Raw genomic sequence first — 16,976 nt, forward strand, 5'->3', positions numbered from 1 at the left:
CCGGTTCGGTACGCGGTTCGGTTCGGTACGCGGTTCGGTTCGGTACGCGGTTCGGTTCGGTACGCGGTTCGGTTCGGTACGCGGTTCGGTTCGGTACGGACGGCGGTGTCCGGACTTCAGGACAGAAGGTTCCTCAAAGCAACACTCATTTTTCACCCGCCGAATCATTCTGCATTTTTAGAGCCAAGTTCAATCGCGGCACCGGGCAATGCTGAGTGATAAAGTGGGAGTGATAAAGTGGTAGCCTTCCATGGAAGCGGTGAGCTTCGCGCTCACTGGCGCGGTCCACATGACTGGACCCCCGTGCCCACCGTTCGGAGGGGGGACACGAGGGTCCGCCGACGTCACCGGACCTCAGTGGGCCTAACCCTGCCGGGGGTTGGGCCCACAGCTTCTACTCCCAGAACCACAGGCGCACCGCGTAGTACACGGCCTGTGCCCCCCGGGCAACGAGCGTGAGAACATCCCCCGCCCGCTGAAGCCAGGTCCTTGCCGGCACCGGACGCCCCTCATCCGAGGCGTGGTGACCAGTAGGCAACGTGCGTCACCTCCTCTCCTCAGTGAACCCGGCCGGAGTCCACCCGGGCGGCGAGGAGTGACGCCGTCGACATTACCACGAGAATGATCGGGGAAAGCCCGCAGGCGCCCCTCTCGAAACAGCCTGGCTTCCTATCTAGCTAGATATTCGTGTCGCCTGACCTGACAAACCCTTTTAGCGCCTTGCCTGTCTTCATTTGACTTTTGCTAAACACGCAGGCCAGGCCCCGCACGCGGCGGGTTAGCGCATGGGGAAGTCGCGGATGCGGGAGAGGTGGCCCTGCCACAGCAGGTCTACGACCCCGGTCGCGCCGTGCCGGTTCTTGGCGACGATCATGTCGATCTCGCCGACGCGGGGGGACTCCTTGTCGTAGTAGTCCTCCCGGTGCAGCAGGATCGCCGAGTCGGCGGCCTGCTCCAGCTCGCCCGATTCCCGCAGGTCAGACAGTTGCGGGGTCTTGTCGTCGCGGTTGGTGGTGGCCCTGGACAGTTGGGCGGCGGCGACCACCGCGATCTCGTACTCCAGCGCCAGGTTCTTCAGGCCGCGGGCGATCTCGTCCACCTGGTTGGTGCGGTTGGCGCCCCGGGTGGTGCTGGCCGGGGTGATGATCTGGGCGTAGTCGACCAGCAGCATCTCCGGGAGGCGCTGTTCCATCTGCCAGCGGCGCATCTGGGCCCGCAGCTGCGGCACGGTGATGCCGCCGGGCGGGACGACCAGCCGCAGCGGAGCCGCGACCACCCGCTCTCGCGCCTGGGTGTAGCGCTCGCGCTGGGTGGCGTCCATCCGGCCGGCGCGCAGGATGTGCTGGGGAACCTCTGCCTCCGAGGCCATCAGCCGCTCCAGCAGTTGGTTCTTGGTCATCTCCAGCGAGACCAGGGCGGCGGGGCGGCCGCAGGTCACCGCCAGGTGGCTGGCCATGGTCAGCAGCGCCACGCTCTTGCCCATGCCAGGCCGGCCGGCGACCAGGACCAGGTGGCCGGGCTGCACCCGGAGCATCTGGTCGAGGTCTCCCCACGGCAGCGGCAGCGGCGGCGTACCGCCGGCCTCCAGCGCGGCCTCCCATTCCCCCAGGGCGGTGCCCACCGGCTCATCCCAGCCGGCCGGGTCCGCCCCGACGTCCAGCGCGGGTAGCAGATCGAGGAGCTGACCGGCCGCGTCCGTCATGAACTCGCGCAGGTCGACGCCGCTGCCAGCGGCGCGATGGGCCATGCCCGCCACCCGGGTCGCCGTGGTCAGGGCCTGCCGGTACAGCCCCAGGTCACGGACCCGCTCCGCGTAGAACTCGATGTTGCCGGCGGACGGGGTCTCCCACGCCAGCTGGTGGACGTAGCCGGCCCCGCCGACCTTGGCCAGGTCGCCGCGCCGCTCCAGCTCAGCGGTCACCAACAGCACATCCGGCTGCCGCCCCTGGAGGTAGAGAGCGGTGATCACCTCGTAGATCGTCTGGTGCGCCGGCCGATACAGAGCCGCGCCCCCCAAGGGCTGGAGCGCGTCCAGGGCGGTGCTGACGGCGTCAGCCGCGCTCGCGCCCGGCTGCATCATCCCTCCGAGCATCGCGGCCTCGGACGCCTCGTCATACGGCGGCGCCGCCATCGGGTCGACCTGCGGAGACATCGAGTCGAACGGATCAGCCGGCATCGGTACGGTGGCCATGACACTCCCGTCTGTCACATATCTGGATGGTGGGTGTCGCGCGGGTCGTCTCGGGCAAGGAGACGGCCCGCACCTCGTTCAAGCCGCGGACTGGTCAGCCCACGTAGGCGTGCGCGGTACGCGCCTGACGCGGCCGGCACGCCCCACACCGGTAGGGCCGCAACCCCTCAGGATCATCCGGCGCATAGACCATGCCCGACCCATCACACTGGGCCTCCGGGCACACCCCACGACGCGCCTCCGCACCCTCCTTCGGAGCGCGCGCGGCCGCCACCGCCCTCCGGCACGCCGGAGCCGTGGCCGCCCGCCCGAGGTCATACCAGGACTGAGCCCCCGCATACCCCGCGATCACCAGCGCCGCCTCCAACCCGTAACTCGCCACCAACTCAGCAACCTGAGGCGCGAGCTGACGCCGCACAGTCGCCGGCGGCCGCCCCGCCGGCACCCCCGCACCAACCGCCCACGCCCCCAACACCTCGTCCTCGTCCTGGACGTGCCCCTGCTCCTGGTCACCGGACTCAGCAGCAGCGGGAGACTCGCCCGGCACGTCCTGCCGCTGCCCCGGCACCCCAACCTCAGCCAGCTGCTCGCCCTCGCGCGCAGCGCCCATCTCTCTCTCGCCCTGAGTCGCATGTGACGACGGAGCACCAGAGAGGGAAGAGCTTGTTAGAGAGACTTCTTTGGGGAGAGTGTTTTCGCTGGTCAGCGCCCTAGTCGCGCCGGATTTCCGTCCGGGTGGGACGGATTTCCGTCCGGGTGGGACGGATTTCCGACCATCGAAGCGACCTGGGGTTTCATCCTGTCGCCCCTGGTCGTTTCGATGGTCGGATTTCCGTCCGGGGTCATCTGTCGAGGTCTGCTGGACCCCGGCGTCGGTCCGGACGTGGGTGGGGGGAGTGGGTGGGTGCTCCCGCCAGTCCGGGCGGTAGGCGTCGAGCTTGTCCCAGACGTTGCGCCACCCTGTGTAGGTGTCCGGTGGGAGGTCGTTGACCTGGTAACGCCGGTAGGTGTTTTGGATGGAGCTGCGGCCGCTGGAGGTGACCAGGCGTCCCTCGTCCGGGTTCAGGACCAGGCCGTGCCTCGCCAGCAGCCGGAGGGCGTCCTTGACCATGGTGGGGCTGGCCGGCTTGCCGTTGACGCCGGGCAACAGCCAGCACAGCTGGTCGAGCGACATGCGGCGCAGGCCGCCGCCGGATCGGCGGGCGCTCTCCGTGACCATGGACCGGATCAGCAGGTAGAGGTGCAGCGCGGTGCGGGTCATCTCCGGGTGCAGCAGCACCCAGTCCCGGACCTGGGTGTAGGTCCAGTAGTCGGTGATATCGCCGACGAACTCAACCAGCTCGTCCTCGTCGGGCGGTGTGCTCATGAGGCCACCGCCTGGTGACGACCGAGGCGGACGATAACGGGGTAGGGCATACGAGCCTCCGGAGGCGGTGTCCTCCGGGGTCGGCCCGTAACCAGCAGCCCCGTAGTGGTGGTGGAGCGGGTGGGCATGGAGTCCTCTCCAGGCCCGGACGCGCCGGTCAGCATGGTGCGCAGGGTCACCTGGGCAGATCGCCAGGCATCCCGTAGCATCATGACGACCGGCACACTGCCGGACCAGCGTGGAGCCCGACCCCCAGATCTTGCCGGATGCGGGGGGTCGGGCTTTCGGGTGTTTTGGGCCATGATCGTAGCCCCTGGATCGGCTGGCGGCATGGCTAGGCGTTACTGATCTGCCAGGCGCCGGGGCGATAGACGTCCTCCATCACCATCAGCGGGCCGTCATCGTCGTGCCAGGTCGTCTGGGTAACCAGTACTGGCACGGCGACATCCCCCTCAGGGACGTTTACTTCGAGGGCAGCCAGCTCGTCGGCTCTGGCGTGCCGTGCCGACCGTCGCTCGGGAGACCGGGCGACGGTCTTGCCGGTCCTCTCCTGGTACATGGGCCTCCAGTCACCGAGAGGCCCGTCCGTCATGATCTCGGGAACGTAGTCCAGCGCCCTGGTGTGGATGTAGGTCAGGGCATAGGTCGCCGGGACCTCGTCCGTGCGGAAGACGCGACGTCGTAGCACAGCTTGCTCCCCAGGCTCCAGGCCCAGTTCGACCGCCACCGCAACATCGGTGCAGGGCACGACAGCAACAGACCGTCCGGAGACGGTCTCGCCATCGGCGAGATCGGGCCCACCTGAATCGAGTCGCGCTGCTCGCTGGGCTCCGGTGACCACAACCTTGGGTCGTGCTGTCACGACGGTGCCGCGACCGACGTGCGTCGTGATTAGCCCCTCGCGTTGCAGCACCTCGTACGCGCGGATCACCGTCGTCAGGTTGACCTGGTGCAGCCGCGCAGCTTCTCTCTGCGACGGCATACGAGCCCCAGGTTTCAGCTGGCCGTTGGCGATCTCCCCTCTGTAATGCCCAGCAATGTCCATGTATCCGGTCATTGCTCTACCTCCTCTTGCTGTGCAGCCAGAAAGCTTGATCCGACGCTATGTGTGTCAAGCAATCTAGTCAAGCGCTTGACGAGCGCCTGACGAGTGTCCTACCTTCCTGGAGTGGCCCCCGGGACAGAGCGGGGGGAGGTCGCCGGCGCCTTGGCAGTCCGGACGGTCCAGCTCCTGGGCCTACAACTGCTGGCTCGTGTCGGCGGAACGCGGCTCTTCGCCGCGAGGGGGCAACGGGCGGGTCTGAGTAGACCTCCAGTCGGGTGGCTCCGGCTGGGTGAGGGTGCGAGTCCCTCGCCGCTCGCGAGCGCCGCCACCTGGTGGTGCGGATAGGGAGATCGAGATGGGCGTCACCGTGCAGGACCGGCAGGCCGCCGCCACGGCGGCTGAGCGATCGAGGGCGGCGGCGGCCGCGTGGGACGCGCAGGTCGGTATCGCGCCGGCTGGCTCGACGCCGGACCCGGCTGCTGCGGCCCGGTTGTGCCGTAGCAACGCGGCCGCTTACCAGGAGATCGCGGCCGGTCAGGTCTGACGGGCCGGCGGGTTGTCTGGCCACCCCGCGTGGCGGGGTGGCTGGAGAGCTGGTCGAGCCGGATGGCCGCCGCTCTACACCATCTGTCACCTGCCCAGACATGGGCGCAGCCCCACGCGACTGGCACTCGCTGTGGGGCTGCTCGGTGACCCATCTACTAGGGAGACGATCACCGTGGACATCACGATGCACTACACGGGGCCCGAGGTCACCACCGGGGGCCTGATCCCGAGGCCGACGGCTGAGGACGACGCGTGCGTGCTGTGTGGGTACTGGCGCTGCCGGTGCGTGCAGCAGGTGGCGGACGTGGCGTGGGAGGAGGCGCTCGCGGCCCTCGCCGCCGACGTCGATGGCGAGCTGGAGGAGCTGGTCGAGGCGGCCCGGGTCGAGGCGCTGGTCGATTACGGCCGCCGGGTGCTCGGCACCGAGGTGGACGTCGCCGGCGTGGACGCGCTGGGCGACATGGTCGAGGCCGGGCTCATCAGCCCCGGGGAGCTGGCGGTGCCCGCCCCGGCCGTGCGGCTGCTCACGGCGGCCACGGCCTGGATCGGCGAGGACCTGGAGGACGAGGACGACCGGCGCGGCTACGAGCCGGAGGACGTGGTCGGGGCGCCGCGCTGCGGGTGGTCGACGGCCCCGGTCGGGCAGCGGATGCCGGACGACGAGGACGACGCCTGCCCCGGCTGCGGCTACTGGCAGTGCCGCTGCTGACCACCACCCCCACAGCAACCCGGATTTGACCTGGTGAGGGCCCCCGGCGCGGGGGCCCTCACCCGCGTGAGGAGGGACGAGATGAGCGAGACGCAGGAGATGACGACGGCGGTGCCGGCGGTGGCGTCCGGTGCCTGGACGGAGTGGGAGAGGGGGCCGCGTCCGGCGCGGGCGGGGTGGCTGCCGGTGGTGACGACGCGGGCCGCGCAGGCCCGCGCGGTCGACGCACTGGAGGACGCTCGCGAGGCCGCCGGCCGCTACCAGACTTGGTACGAGGACCAGGTGGCGCGCACGGCCCAGGAGCGGGTCTGGCGGGAGATGGCGGAGGAGCAGGCCGACCGCGAGGAGACGCGGGCGGAGCACGAGGGGACGTGGCGGGCGCGACTGGCCGCCCGCGTCGCCGATCTGGAGGCGGAGGCGGCGGACCGGCAGGCGGAGGTCGCCCGGCTCCAGGAGAGCGCGGTGGAGATGCTGCGGGAGCGGGACACGGCACAGGCCGAGGTGGCCGAGGCGCGCCGGTGGGTGGAGCGGATGATCGGGCTCCAGGCCGACCGGGCCGGGGAGCACGACCTGGTGGTGGTGCTGCGCTACGGCCGGCCGGTCGGCGTCTATCGGTCCACCAGCGAGGCCCAGGCCGCTGTCGACGCCGTGCGGAGCGAGACGGGCCCCTGGACGGACGGGGCCCGGGGCGACGACCTGACCACCCTGTCCTGGGCCACACGGAGCCTGGATCGGTGGCTGCGGGAGCAGGCGGGGCCGGAGACCTGGCCGCTGCTGGTCCAGGTGCTGCTGGGGCAGGCAGCCGGGGTGGACCTGGCTACCCGGCAGAGCTGGGGAGCGCTGTAGGGCCCGGTTCGGGGGCGCTGGTTCGAGTTTCGGAGACGCCGGTGCCCCGGTTCGGGGGCGCCGGCGTCCGGTCGTGAGAGGACTGGATGTGAGCATCACGCAGGCTCGTCCCGAGGTGCCGCCTGGGGACGTTTACGAGGAGACGCCCGAGGGCGTTTCGGGAGTGCCGGAGCCCGTTTCGGAGACGCCCGCCGTCGTTTCGGGGGCGCGGCTGGAGCGGGACGGCGAGACCGGGGCGACGGGGGTGGGAGGCCCGCCCGCCGGCCGCTCGGGGGCGGTCGTTTCGGAGACGCCCGAGGGCGTTTCGGGAGCGCCGTCCGCTGTTTCGGAGACGGCCCCGGCCGCTTCGGGGGCGGGGCGGGATCGGTCGCGTACCGCGCTTCAGTGGGGTGGCGGGATCGGCGGGGCGATCGTCGGCGCGATCGGGTTCAGCGGCTCCTACGGGGCGCTGCGGGACCTCGCCGAGCGCAAGGGGTTCGGCGAGTTCGCCCGGTTCTTCCCTATCGGGATCGACGCGGGCATCGTGGCGCTGCTCGCCCTGGATTTGTGGTTGGTGCGGGCGGGCCGGCCCTGGCCGGCGCTGCGCTGGATCGCCCACCTCATGACCCTGGCCACGATCTACTTCAACGCGTCCGCGGGTGAGCACACGATCCGGGAGGACCCCACGGCGGCCGCCATGCACGCCGCGATGCCGCTGTTGTTCGTGGCGGTGGTCGAGGCGTTCCGGCGCAGGCTGCTGCACGGGGATGACCGCCCGGAGGGCGTGCCCCTCTACCGGTGGCTGCTGGCTCCGTGGCGGACCTGGCGGCTGTATCGGCAGATGCGGCTGTACGGCCTGACCAGCTATGGCGCGTCGGTGGGGCGCCAGCAGGAGCTGGATGTCCACCGGGCGATGCTGGAGCGGGAGCATGGCGCCGCCACCCGCAAGCGGGTGCCTCAGGATCAGTGGGATCTGCTGCTGCCGCTGGAGCTGGCCCGCTACGGGCTGAGCGTCCAGGAGGCGCTGGAGCTGCCGGCCCGGGCCGCTGAGGACGCCCGGCGGCGTCGTGAGGCGGCTGCCGAGCGGGAGCGGCTGGAGCGTGAGGCGGCCGCGGAGCGGGAGACGGCGGAGGAGATCGCCGCCGCTGAGCGGGCCGCCGCGCGCGAGGAGGCGCGTCTGGCGGCCGATGGGCGGGTCCAGGCGGCTCAGGCCGCGCAGGCCGCTCAGGCCGGGCAGGCCGAGGTCGCCGCGCGGTCTCAGGTCGCGGCCGCTGAGCGCGCCGCTACCGCTGAGGTGGCCGCCGCTGAGGCCGCCGCCCAGGCTGCCGCCCAGGCCGCCGGAGCGGCGGACGTGGCCCAGGCCGAGGCGCGGCGTGAGATGGCCGCGCGGGAGGCTGCCGAGGCGCGGCGGGCCGCTGCCGAAACGGCTCGGGCCGCTGCCGAAACGGAGCAGGCCGCCGCCGAAAAGGCCCAGTCCGCTGCCGAAATCGCGGCCCGAGCCGCGCGGCTGGAGCGAGACCGGGAGCTGGATCAGAAGGCCGCTGCCGAGGCGCGGCGAGCCGCAGCCGAAGCGGAGCGGGACGCCGCCGAAGCGCGGCGGGACGCTGCCGAAATCGAGCTGCGGGCCGCCCGCCTGGAGGACGCCGCGCGGCTGTCTCCCCGGGAGCGCACCGTGCGCCGGGTGGCCCGGCTGATCCTCACCGAGGCCGGCGGCGCGCCCGAGGGGCTGCCCCTGGAGCGCATCGCGCAGGAGACCGGCGTGTCCTCGTCGGCGACCGCCAGCGAGTACCGCCGTGAGGCGGCCGCGCTCCTGGACTCCGGCTACCAGCCCGGGGAGGACGCCTGATGGCGCGTCGGCCGATCACCAGCCTGCGGGAGCCTGTGCCGGGCCAGATGGCCTGGGACAGCTCCGAGCCGCTGGTGCTGACCCGGTGCCCGGACCCGGAGCACCGGGACCGGGCCTGCGGGCACTGCCGGGAGTGCGACACGTGCGCCGACTGCCGGCGGTGCGCCGGCCAGGGGTGCGTGTGCGCGTGTGAGCGCGAGTGAGAGGTGGCGCCGGCGCCACCGGTGAGGGCCAGCCCGCTCGTATCGGGCTGGCCCTCGCCGCAACCGCCGGAGCCTGTGACCAGCGTAAACGCGCTGGTCGACTACGAGAGATCGGGAGTACATGATGACGGATCAGCAGCAGGGGCGGTGGACGGCGGACCATCTGGCCGACGCGTCCACGCGGCAGATGTGGCTGGAGCAGCGGCTCATGGCCATCCAGGCGTCGGCTGAGGGGCTGATGCGGCTGGCGCAGGAGACCGAGGCGGACCTGCGGGAGATGCCGCTGGAGGGCGACCGGATGGGCCAGGCTCGGGTGCGTGCCTGGCGGACGGTGCACCCGCTGCGGTCGGCCTACCGCCACCTGCGGTCCGCGAGCAGCGCGGTGCAGCGGTTCGAGGCCCGATACGTGCAGGTCACGGAGGAGCTGCCCCAGCGCAGGGAGATCGCGGCCAGCACGAGGGCCCGCCGCGCGGCGGCCCGTCGGCGGCGCCTGGAGCTGGCCGCCGGCAACGTCGAGCGGCTGGCGGACCGCCAGGGCGCGACCGAGCAACAGAGCGCCGGCGCCGGCGGGGGCTTCTTGCAGAAGAAGGCCCAGTGACCGGCGGTACGCGGCGGCAGCGGTCGGCCGCGAAGTCGGCGGCCTTGAGGGCGGCGAACTGGCAGCGGCAGCTGGAGGCGGCCGCGCAGACCGGCGACAACCGGATCATCGCGGCCGCCTACCTGTCGGTCGCCCGGGCCGCGCTCCCGGCCGATCACCCGCTGTGGCCCCACCTCGTGGAGTTGCTGCGGGCGGCCGTGGACCGGGCGATGGACGACTGAGCGTCGTCACTGTGCGTGACTCACATCGGGTGTGAGAGGTGGTGAGACGTGCGACAGACGCGCGCGTCACGCGCGCGTGTATCTAACAACAGGCCGTCACGTCAAGTGACGGCCGCGAATTCTTCAGAGAGCCAGAGAGAGGGTGATCGGGTGTGGGTGTGGTGCCTCGTATCCATCTGCCGGGACCGCTGAGTCCCCCCGGGGGCGGGGGCCCGGAGCCGCCGCCGAGGTTGGCGCCGGGGCTGCCGACGCTGACCCCGGGGGCGGGCGCGACGCTGCCGGCGCTGGTGCCGCCGCCGATCCCGCCGGTGCGTCCGGACCCGCCAGCGCCGCTGGCACCCGGGGGGCCGGCCGGTCCGGATGGTGGGCCGGTGGGAGGTGGGGACGGTCCGGGGCGGCGGGGGGCCGCCGGGGTGGGGATGGTCGCGGCCGCCGGGATCGCGGTGGCCGCCATGAGCGGCCTGGTGTCCACGGTGGAGCATCTGCGGGCGCGTGCCGAGCACTGGCGGGCCGCCCGCGCCAAGGCCGCCGCCGGCACCGGTGGGACGTCCAGCGGTGCCGGCGGTGGGGCGGTGGGGCATCGCTCCCCCGCCCTGTCCGGGGGCGTGCGTCTCCCCACCGCCGGCGGCGGTGGCGGTGGCCGGGGCGGTTTCGGGGCCGGCTCCGGGGGCGGGCGGGTGCCGTCTGGTCCGGAGTACGGCCGGTCCCGCACCGGCCGGAGCGGCTCGGGCGCCACCGGCGCTGGGGGTGGGACGTTCGGCCTCGGACGCGGCGGCGGGGGTACCTCGCCCTCGCTGGCCTCCGGTGGTGGCCGTGGCCGAGGGCCGTCGTCCGCGACCGGCCTGGGCTCGGTCGGCGCCGGGGCCGGCGGTGGTGGGCGGTCGCCCGCCACCGGGTCCAGGAGCAGCGGCTCCTCGTCCTCGTCTCCGTCCTCGCCCTGGTCCGGGGGGCGGGGTGGTGGCCGCACCGGCACCGGCTCGGGGGCTGGTGGTGGGTGGGGGGATCGGTCTCCGGTGGGGCCGCGCTCTCCTCACCACCACGGTCTGGGTGCCGGCGGTGGCCGGGTGGGGCTGCGGGAGTCCGGTCTGGGTGCGGTCGGGTCGGGGGGCCGGTCGGGGGCGCTGGCCGCTCTCGGGCGCCGCCTGGGACCCACGGGCCGGGCTGAGGCCGCCGGGGTACGGGCGGATGCTCGTGCTGATGCGTTGGATGCTCGGCACCGGCTGCGGGAGGCCCGTCACCGGGCCCGGGACACCAGCCGCTGGACGCGGGCCGGCCGGGCTGAGGTGGTCGACCGCCGGGCGGCGTCCCTGGAGAGCGCGACGGCCGCGTCGGCCCGGATGCGGGCCGCCCGCCAGGCGGCTCGGGAGCACCGCCGGACGGTGTGGTCTGAGCGGATGGACCGCTGGCGCGGCCGGCGGACCACGACCACCGCCGCGGCTCAGGCGGCCGGCCGGACGGCAGGACGGACGGCCGGCCAGGTGCGCACCCGCTGGACGACCACCCGCATGTCCTGGCAGTCCCGAACCCGCCGCTACACCACCACCGGCAGCTACGCCGGCGCGGGCGGGGGTGAGTCGTGGTGGGCGCGGCAGGCCCGCCGGGAGCGGTGGCAGGCCACGGCCCGCCAGCGCCGGGAGCGTCGGGCCCGCTCCCGGGCCCGTGCCTGGTACCGGCGCCACCACAACGGCGGCGGTGGGGCGTGGGGCGAGGGGGAGGGGTTGCGGCCGCCGCCCGGCTGGACCATGCGCGCCTCCTACGCCGCCTCGCAGGCCGGCCCGGCCCGGCGTCCCCGGCCGGAGCGGGCCGGGATCACCCGAGGGGTAGCGGCGCTGCCCCGGGTGCCGGAGCGGGCGGCCGGCCCCCGTCCCGGCACCACCGCACCCCAGCAGCACGATCAGCCGCCGCGTGAGCGGCACGACCAGGAGGAGCACGGCATGACCGCGACGGCGGTGGACCTGACCACCCCCACCACTCCGGCCCCGGCCGCCGCCGGCGGCGGCGTGTTGGGGGTGGTCGGCCAGGTGGACTCGGTGCAGTACGAGGGCGAGTCGGAGTTGTCGATCTACGACGTGATCGAGGCGGACGCCTCGATGGCTGAGGAGATCGAGGCCGGGGCTGAGCACGCCCGCCTGGTGGCGGAGCGGTGTGAGGTACTGATCGGCCACCTGGAGCGGATGCGCGAGGAGATCATCGCGCTGCGCGTCCCGGGCCTGCTCCTGGGCTGGGTCGAGCGCCTGATGGAGCGTGCCCAGACCGTGCAGGCCGCGATGGAGGCCGTGGCCGCAGGGGTGCCGGCGGCGGCGGAGGCGATCCGGGAGGCCGGCGAGCAGGCGGCCGAGGTCTACCAGCCGTCTGCGGATGTGACCCGGGACCAGGGCCACGCCGCGCCGGCGGCCGCCGACTACCACGACGACTGAGGAGAGAACACCACATGCAGATCGAGGAGAGCAGGGCCAGCCTCGTGGTCGAGCACCACACGGTGGAGATCACCCAGCACCCCAGCGGAGGCGGGGGTGAGGTGGGGGTCATGCGGGAGATCGGCCGCTACGCCTCCCTCACCGGCCAGCTGACCATCGCCTCCGGCGCGATGCTGTGGCTGTCGTCCGACCTGGACGGCGCGGTCGCCTACCTGGAGGACTGCGCTGAGGGCGTCGACGAGCTCGCCGAGCGGATGGCCGCCCTCGGGGTGACGGAGTCCATCGGCGCGCACCACGAGGCCGCCGAGATGATGCGGCAGGTCGTGGACGCCGTGCAGGCCGCCGCCGCCGAGGCCGCCGAGATGAGCCGCGAGCTCCAGCTAGCCCGCGAGGACCACGAGGCCGACTACGGCCCGGTCCACGACGAGATCCAGCGGATGCCGGCCCCCATGCCGGACCGGGGATTCCTCGCCAACCGCTAACCCACCCCGTTGAGGGCCGTCACCAGCAGCTGGTGGCGGCCCTCACCCACGACCAGGCCGAGAGGCTGGGAGGACACCATGATCGAGGAGCTGCGGGACGGCGCGGGCCGGCTCGCGACCATCACCACCGCCACCGCCCTGACCGTCGGCGCAGCGACCGGCGACCCCATCGACCTGACCGCCGTCACCGGCCTGACCGTCGCCGCCGGCACCACCCTCGGGGCACTGGTCACCTGCCGGGGCGAGGCCACCCCCCGCCGCGCCATCGCCCGCGTCGTCTACGCCATCCCCGGCGCCAGCGCGCTGGCGCTGCTGGTGGCTGGTCAGACCGCCACGGCTGTCCGCTGGTGGGAGCCGGTCGCGGTGCTGGTGTGGGCGGCCGGGACTTGGGTCCTGCGGCCGGGCATGGTCGCCCGCCGCATCCTGGGGCGCGGCCCCCAGGTGCACGAGCAGCTCCAGGAAGAGCTGGAGGATGTCGGCGGGGAGCTGGCCGTCCCCGAGCCGGACGGCGCCGATGTGCTGGGCCCGGACGCGGACCACCCCCTGGCCGCCTGGTGGCGCGAGCACGCCCTGGACCTCGCCCCGGGCACGTACCTGATGGCCCCGGCCCAGACCGGCCCGGACACCGCCCACGCCATCATCGCCTCCGGCGTGATGGGCGAGCCGGTGCCCGAGATCCCGGTCCCGAGGCTGTCCGCGCGGATGGACATCCCCACCGAGCGCATTCGGATCGGGCCCGTGGCCGGCCGGGGCGCCGGCGTGCGGCTGCTGGAGATCCTCCCCGAGGACGGCGGCCCGGTCGACGCGATCGACGAGTGGGCGCAGCTGCGCACCGGCCTGGTGCTGGAGGACATCACCGTCTACGAGGAGACCACGACGACGAGGGAGGTGACCTCATGATGGGCATCACCGCCACCTCGGGCGTGCGGCCGCGCCGGCTGACCGACATCGGCGAGTCGGAGCAGGTCGTCGAGCTGTCCCTGACCGCCCCCAAGCCGGGCACGAAAATGGACGCGGAGGCCCTGGCGGAGACGCTGGGCGTGGACGACCCGACGCGGCTGGTCATCCAGACCGAGCGTCGGCAGGTCCTGGTGCGGGTCTACCCCCGCTCCCCGCTCCTGGAGACGGTGCCGGCCACAGTCGAGGACCTGACCATGGACGCCCGGGGCCGCATCCGCATCGGCCGGTACTACGACGAGTCGCCCGTCACCTGGCGCCTGTGGGACCCGATCACCGGGTCCGCCCAGCGCGGCATCATCTTCGGGACCACCGGCGCGGGCAAGAGCCGACTCGCGCACGCGATCCTCATCGGCTGCAAGCGCTCGGGTATCACGACCCACCTGGCCGACCTCAAGAGCGGTCAGAGCGTGCCGGAGGCGGTCGGGCAGGTCGCCACCCACGTCACGACCCAGACCGAGACCATCCACATGCTGCGCGGTCTGGTGGCCCGCGCCCAGGAGCGCGAGCGCCGCTACGGCGTCGAGGGCATGGGCCGCAGCGGCTTCGTCCGCGATCACCCCGACCCGCTGGAGTACGGGATCGTGGAGGAGGCCAACCGCCTCCTGGAGCGCGGCGCTCCGTACCGGCGCGAGGCCGCCCAGCTGATCCGTGAGCTGGGGCGCACGGGCCGCTCGGTCGGCATCGGCATCATCCTCCTCGCCCAGGCCGGCCACCTGGAGGAGCTGGGCGGCAGCGACACCCTGCGGGCCATGCTCCGTGAGGGCGAGGTCATCCTCCTACGGTGGTCCAGCGGCATCATGTCGGGCATCGTCTCCGGCGGTCTGCTGCCGCCCGGCACCCGCCTCACCCTCATCCCCAAAGTGCTGGGGCGGGTCCCGCGCATCACCCGCTACGGGCAGACGGCCCCAGACGACGACACCGACGCCAACAGCCAGGGCTGCGGCTACCACCTCACCAGCGCCCGGCCGGAGGCGATGATGCGCGCGCTGATGATCGGCTCCCTCACGCCCCACCCCGGACACGACCCCGCGATCCTCGCCCTCTACGGGGATGGGCCGCCCCCGGGCCGCCCCATCCCCATCCCGGACACCCCGGTCCGGCCCACCCCAGGGGAGATCCCACCCGACCCCGACGAGGACCACGACGCGGACGAGGCCGGCTACGACGAGGAGGACCAGGAGCAGGAGCAGCCGGCGACGGCGGCGCCTCCTCCGGTGCCGGCCGGGCCCCGCACCATCGCCCAGCGCATCACCACCGCACTCGCCGCCGCCGGCGGCACCGCCACCACCGGCGACCTCCTGGCCGCCCTCGCCGCCGACGGCGGCCGGGAGGTCGGCCGAGGCTCCCTCGACAACACCCTGCGGGCCATGCGCCGCAAGAGCGCGATCACATCCGCCAGCGGCACCCACACCCTCACCAACAGGAGCTGACCCTCATGCCAACCGAGACCATCCACTACACCGCCGACGTCGTGCTCATCGCCGACGGTCAGGTGCTGCTGATCCAGCGGGGCTGGCCCCCGCACCAGGGCGCCTGGGCGCTCCCCGGCGGGCACGTCGACCCCGGGGAGACCTCCCTCCAGGCGGCCGTCCGGGAGCTGGCCGAGGAGACCGGCATCCAGCTGGCGCCCACCCAGCTGCGCGAGCTGGGAGTGTGGGGCGCCCCCGGCCGCGACCCGCGCGGACGGTACGCCACCACGGCCTACGTCGCGATGCTGCCGGAGCCGATCCAGCCGACCGCCGGGGACGACGCCACGGCCGCCGCCTGGTGGCCGCTGGACGCCCTCCCCACGCTGGCCTTCGACCACGCCGGCATCATCGCGGCCGCCGCCGGCGGCATCGACACCCTCACGACGGAGGACAGCTGATGGCCACTCACTCCTACGACACCGTGACCAGCACCATCCACCGCTGGCGCGTGCCCGCCCCGGAGGGCCGGGGCGCGGCCTGGCAGGACATCGACACCGCGCTGGAGATGGCCTGGCAGGTCTATGCCGAGCACCACGGCCTGGACCCCCGGGGGGACAGGCCCGGTGACTACTGCCGTCTGGCCGTCGTCGACGACGACATCGTCATCACCGTCGTCAGCGACCAGGTCACCGGCCACTGAGCCCCCGCTGCTGAGGCCGCCACCGACCTACCGGTGGCGGCCTCAGCCGTACCCCAGAGAGGACCGCCGTGGCCACCACGCACTCGCAGGCCGCCGCCACGGCGGCCGCACCCACCCCCACCACCGCCGCCGCCGCCGGGCCGGTCGGCGAGCTGGACCTGGAGACCCGCCTCGCCCTCACGGACGCTGGCATGACCGTCCGCCTCCAGGACGCCCTGCTGCGCCTCGGAGTCGACGCCGCCGCCCCGGAGACGGACGCCCGGCTGGAGGATGCCGGCACCGAGGCCCTGACCGCCTACGTCGCCCGCGCCCAGCCCACCCCGGCTTTCACCTACCGCACGCCCGTGGCCGCGCTCCTGGACCGCGCCGCCAGGCGCCTGGAGGCAGACGGCTGGTGCCGGGACGCCACCCGGGACGCGTCCGGGGCCCGCTGCCTCTACGGCGCCATCCACGCGGAGGCGAGCGCGGCCGGCGAGGAGGACGACGCCCTGGCGCTCCTCCTGGAGGCCATCCGCCGCCGCGACCCCCGCGCCCAGACCATCCCGGCCCACAACGCCGATCTGGCCGGCGCGGCCGCTGCCGTGCAGCTGCTCACCCAGGCCGCGCGGCTGGCCGACGCGCGCGGCCAGTAGAGACCCGATCTGAGAGGACCGACCATGACTGCGACGATCCGATCCATCACCCCCCAGCCCACCGACGTCCAGTGGACGGCCGCCCACGAGTCCGTGACCGTGGACCTGACCCGCGTCGAGGCCAAGGCCGGCGCCGTGCTCAGCGCGGTGAGCCTGCCGCTGGCCGCCGCCGCTGTGGCCGCGCCCGCGCTGGACCTCGCCGGCCCCGCCCTCGCCATGACCCTGGCCGGCCTCGCGCTCCTGGCGGCCGCGATCCTCCTGGTCCTGGTCGTCATCCGCCCCGCCGGCATGGTCGGCCGGCCCCCTGGCGGCTCCTGGCTCTACTGGGCCACGGTGGACGACCCGGACATCGCCCGCGACGTCGCCACCGACCACCGCGCCCTCCAGCTCGGGCGCCGCGCCCGCATCCTCGCCCACAAAATGAGGCGGCTCAGGCAGGCCGTCACCCTCCTCATCGCCGGCGTCGCCATCCTCACCGGCGCCGCCCTGCTGTCCCTGATCTGACCCGACCACCGAGAGGCCCCCGATGACCGACCCCACCACGAACGAGCTGACCGGCGTCGACGCCGACACGGTCGTCCAGGCCGGCACCATCGCCGGCGACGTCACCGTGCACGCCCCCGTATTCGAGGGCACCACCAGTGGCGTCACCATCGTCCAGGGTGACAACCACGGCACCATCAACCAGACGATCCATTGACACACCAAGGCCCCGGCCACCCCTCGCGAGGCTTGGGTTCTAGGGGTCGTCGCAACACCGCCTGGTTTCAGGTGGTGAGTAGATCACGTAGACGCTCGGCTGGGGTATCCCAGCCGAGCGTTTTGC

General features: G+C 73.4%; 19 protein-coding genes. 16 read left to right on the top strand and 3 right to left on the bottom strand.

The features are described 5' to 3' along the window. Nucleotides 1–778 precede the first annotated feature (778 nt). From CRP51_RS27175 to CRP51_RS27185, 3 genes are all read right to left on the bottom strand, one after another. Complete coding sequence (locus CRP51_RS27175) at nt 779–2,191, bottom strand: replicative DNA helicase (RefSeq protein WP_097234014.1); 1,413 nt, start codon at nt 2,189–2,191, stop codon at nt 779–781. Between the two features lie 94 nt (nt 2,192–2,285). Continuing rightward, nucleotides 2,286–3,557 carry a hypothetical protein gene (locus CRP51_RS27180; protein ID WP_097234015.1) on the bottom strand — a complete coding sequence of 424 codons (1,272 nt, stop codon included), beginning with the start codon at nt 3,555–3,557 and terminating at the stop codon, nt 2,286–2,288. A 334-nt stretch (nt 3,558–3,891) separates the two neighbouring features. Beyond that, nucleotides 3,892–4,614 carry a GntR family transcriptional regulator gene (locus CRP51_RS27185; RefSeq protein WP_097234016.1) on the bottom strand — a complete coding sequence of 241 codons (723 nt, stop codon included), beginning with the start codon at nt 4,612–4,614 and terminating at the stop codon, nt 3,892–3,894. Nucleotides 4,615–4,957: 343 nt separating this feature from the next. Here CRP51_RS27185 and CRP51_RS27190 point away from each other — a divergent pair, with 343 nt between their 5' ends. From CRP51_RS27190 to CRP51_RS29055, 16 genes are all read left to right on the top strand, one after another. Next, nucleotides 4,958–5,146 (top strand): hypothetical protein, encoded by a 189-nt coding sequence (locus CRP51_RS27190; RefSeq protein ID WP_097234017.1) that lies wholly within the window; start codon nt 4,958–4,960, stop codon nt 5,144–5,146. A gap of 174 nt (nt 5,147–5,320) precedes the next feature. Beyond that, on the top strand, nt 5,321–5,857 hold the full coding sequence (locus tag CRP51_RS27195) for a hypothetical protein (protein ID WP_097234018.1): 537 nt from the start codon (nt 5,321–5,323) through the stop codon (nt 5,855–5,857). A gap of 81 nt (nt 5,858–5,938) precedes the next feature. Then, on the top strand, nt 5,939–6,703 hold the full coding sequence (locus CRP51_RS30070) for a hypothetical protein (RefSeq protein WP_097234019.1): 765 nt from the start codon (nt 5,939–5,941) through the stop codon (nt 6,701–6,703). Nucleotides 6,704–6,791: 88 nt separating this feature from the next. Next, on the top strand, nt 6,792–8,528 hold the full coding sequence (locus CRP51_RS29050) for a DUF2637 domain-containing protein (RefSeq protein ID WP_097234020.1): 1,737 nt from the start codon (nt 6,792–6,794) through the stop codon (nt 8,526–8,528). Then, nucleotides 8,528–8,731, top strand: coding sequence for a hypothetical protein (locus CRP51_RS27210; RefSeq protein WP_097234021.1), 204 nt, complete (start codon nt 8,528–8,530; stop codon nt 8,729–8,731). The genes CRP51_RS29050 and CRP51_RS27210 overlap by 1 nt, the downstream gene beginning before the upstream one ends. Before the next feature lie 124 nt (nt 8,732–8,855). After that, entirely contained in the window at nt 8,856–9,329 is a 474-nt protein-coding gene (locus tag CRP51_RS27215; protein ID WP_141514683.1) for a hypothetical protein, read from the top strand. Then, nucleotides 9,326–9,550: a hypothetical protein gene (locus CRP51_RS27220; protein ID WP_097234023.1), complete on the top strand. Its 225-nt coding sequence runs from the start codon at nt 9,326–9,328 to the stop codon at nt 9,548–9,550. The genes CRP51_RS27215 and CRP51_RS27220 overlap by 4 nt, the downstream gene beginning before the upstream one ends. A gap of 1,202 nt (nt 9,551–10,752) precedes the next feature. Continuing rightward, nucleotides 10,753–11,967, top strand: a complete 1,215-nt coding sequence (locus CRP51_RS30075) for a hypothetical protein (protein WP_141514684.1) — start codon at nt 10,753–10,755, stop codon at nt 11,965–11,967. A gap of 14 nt (nt 11,968–11,981) precedes the next feature. Beyond that, complete coding sequence (locus CRP51_RS27235) at nt 11,982–12,449, top strand: hypothetical protein (RefSeq protein WP_097234026.1); 468 nt, start codon at nt 11,982–11,984, stop codon at nt 12,447–12,449. 78 nt (nt 12,450–12,527) lie between these two features. Then, nucleotides 12,528–13,349, top strand: coding sequence for a hypothetical protein (locus tag CRP51_RS29250; RefSeq protein WP_097234027.1), 822 nt, complete (start codon nt 12,528–12,530; stop codon nt 13,347–13,349). Further along, the gene (locus tag CRP51_RS27245) at nt 13,346–14,839 is read left to right on the top strand and encodes an ATP-binding protein (RefSeq protein WP_141514685.1); all 1,494 of its coding nucleotides are present in this window, start codon (nt 13,346–13,348) and stop codon (nt 14,837–14,839) included. Before CRP51_RS29250 ends, CRP51_RS27245 begins: the two co-directional genes overlap by 4 nt. 5 nt (nt 14,840–14,844) lie before the next feature. After that, entirely contained in the window at nt 14,845–15,276 is a 432-nt protein-coding gene (locus tag CRP51_RS27250; protein WP_342749125.1) for an NUDIX domain-containing protein, read from the top strand. Then, on the top strand, nt 15,276–15,518 hold the full coding sequence (locus CRP51_RS27255) for a hypothetical protein (protein ID WP_097234028.1): 243 nt from the start codon (nt 15,276–15,278) through the stop codon (nt 15,516–15,518). The genes CRP51_RS27250 and CRP51_RS27255 overlap by 1 nt, the downstream gene beginning before the upstream one ends. A gap of 68 nt (nt 15,519–15,586) precedes the next feature. Continuing rightward, complete coding sequence (locus CRP51_RS27260; RefSeq protein WP_097234029.1) at nt 15,587–16,150, top strand: DUF6197 family protein; 564 nt, start codon at nt 15,587–15,589, stop codon at nt 16,148–16,150. 24 nt (nt 16,151–16,174) lie between these two features. Then, nucleotides 16,175–16,654 carry a Pycsar system effector family protein gene (locus CRP51_RS27265; protein ID WP_097234030.1) on the top strand — a complete coding sequence of 160 codons (480 nt, stop codon included), beginning with the start codon at nt 16,175–16,177 and terminating at the stop codon, nt 16,652–16,654. A 22-nt stretch (nt 16,655–16,676) separates the two neighbouring features. Beyond that, on the top strand, nt 16,677–16,850 hold the full coding sequence (locus CRP51_RS29055) for a hypothetical protein (RefSeq protein ID WP_170970703.1): 174 nt from the start codon (nt 16,677–16,679) through the stop codon (nt 16,848–16,850). Nucleotides 16,851–16,976 lie beyond the last annotated feature (126 nt).

This window comes from Streptomyces zhaozhouensis, assembly GCF_900230195.1.
GTDB classification, from domain to species: Bacteria; Actinomycetota; Actinomycetes; order Streptomycetales; family Streptomycetaceae; genus Streptomyces; species Streptomyces zhaozhouensis.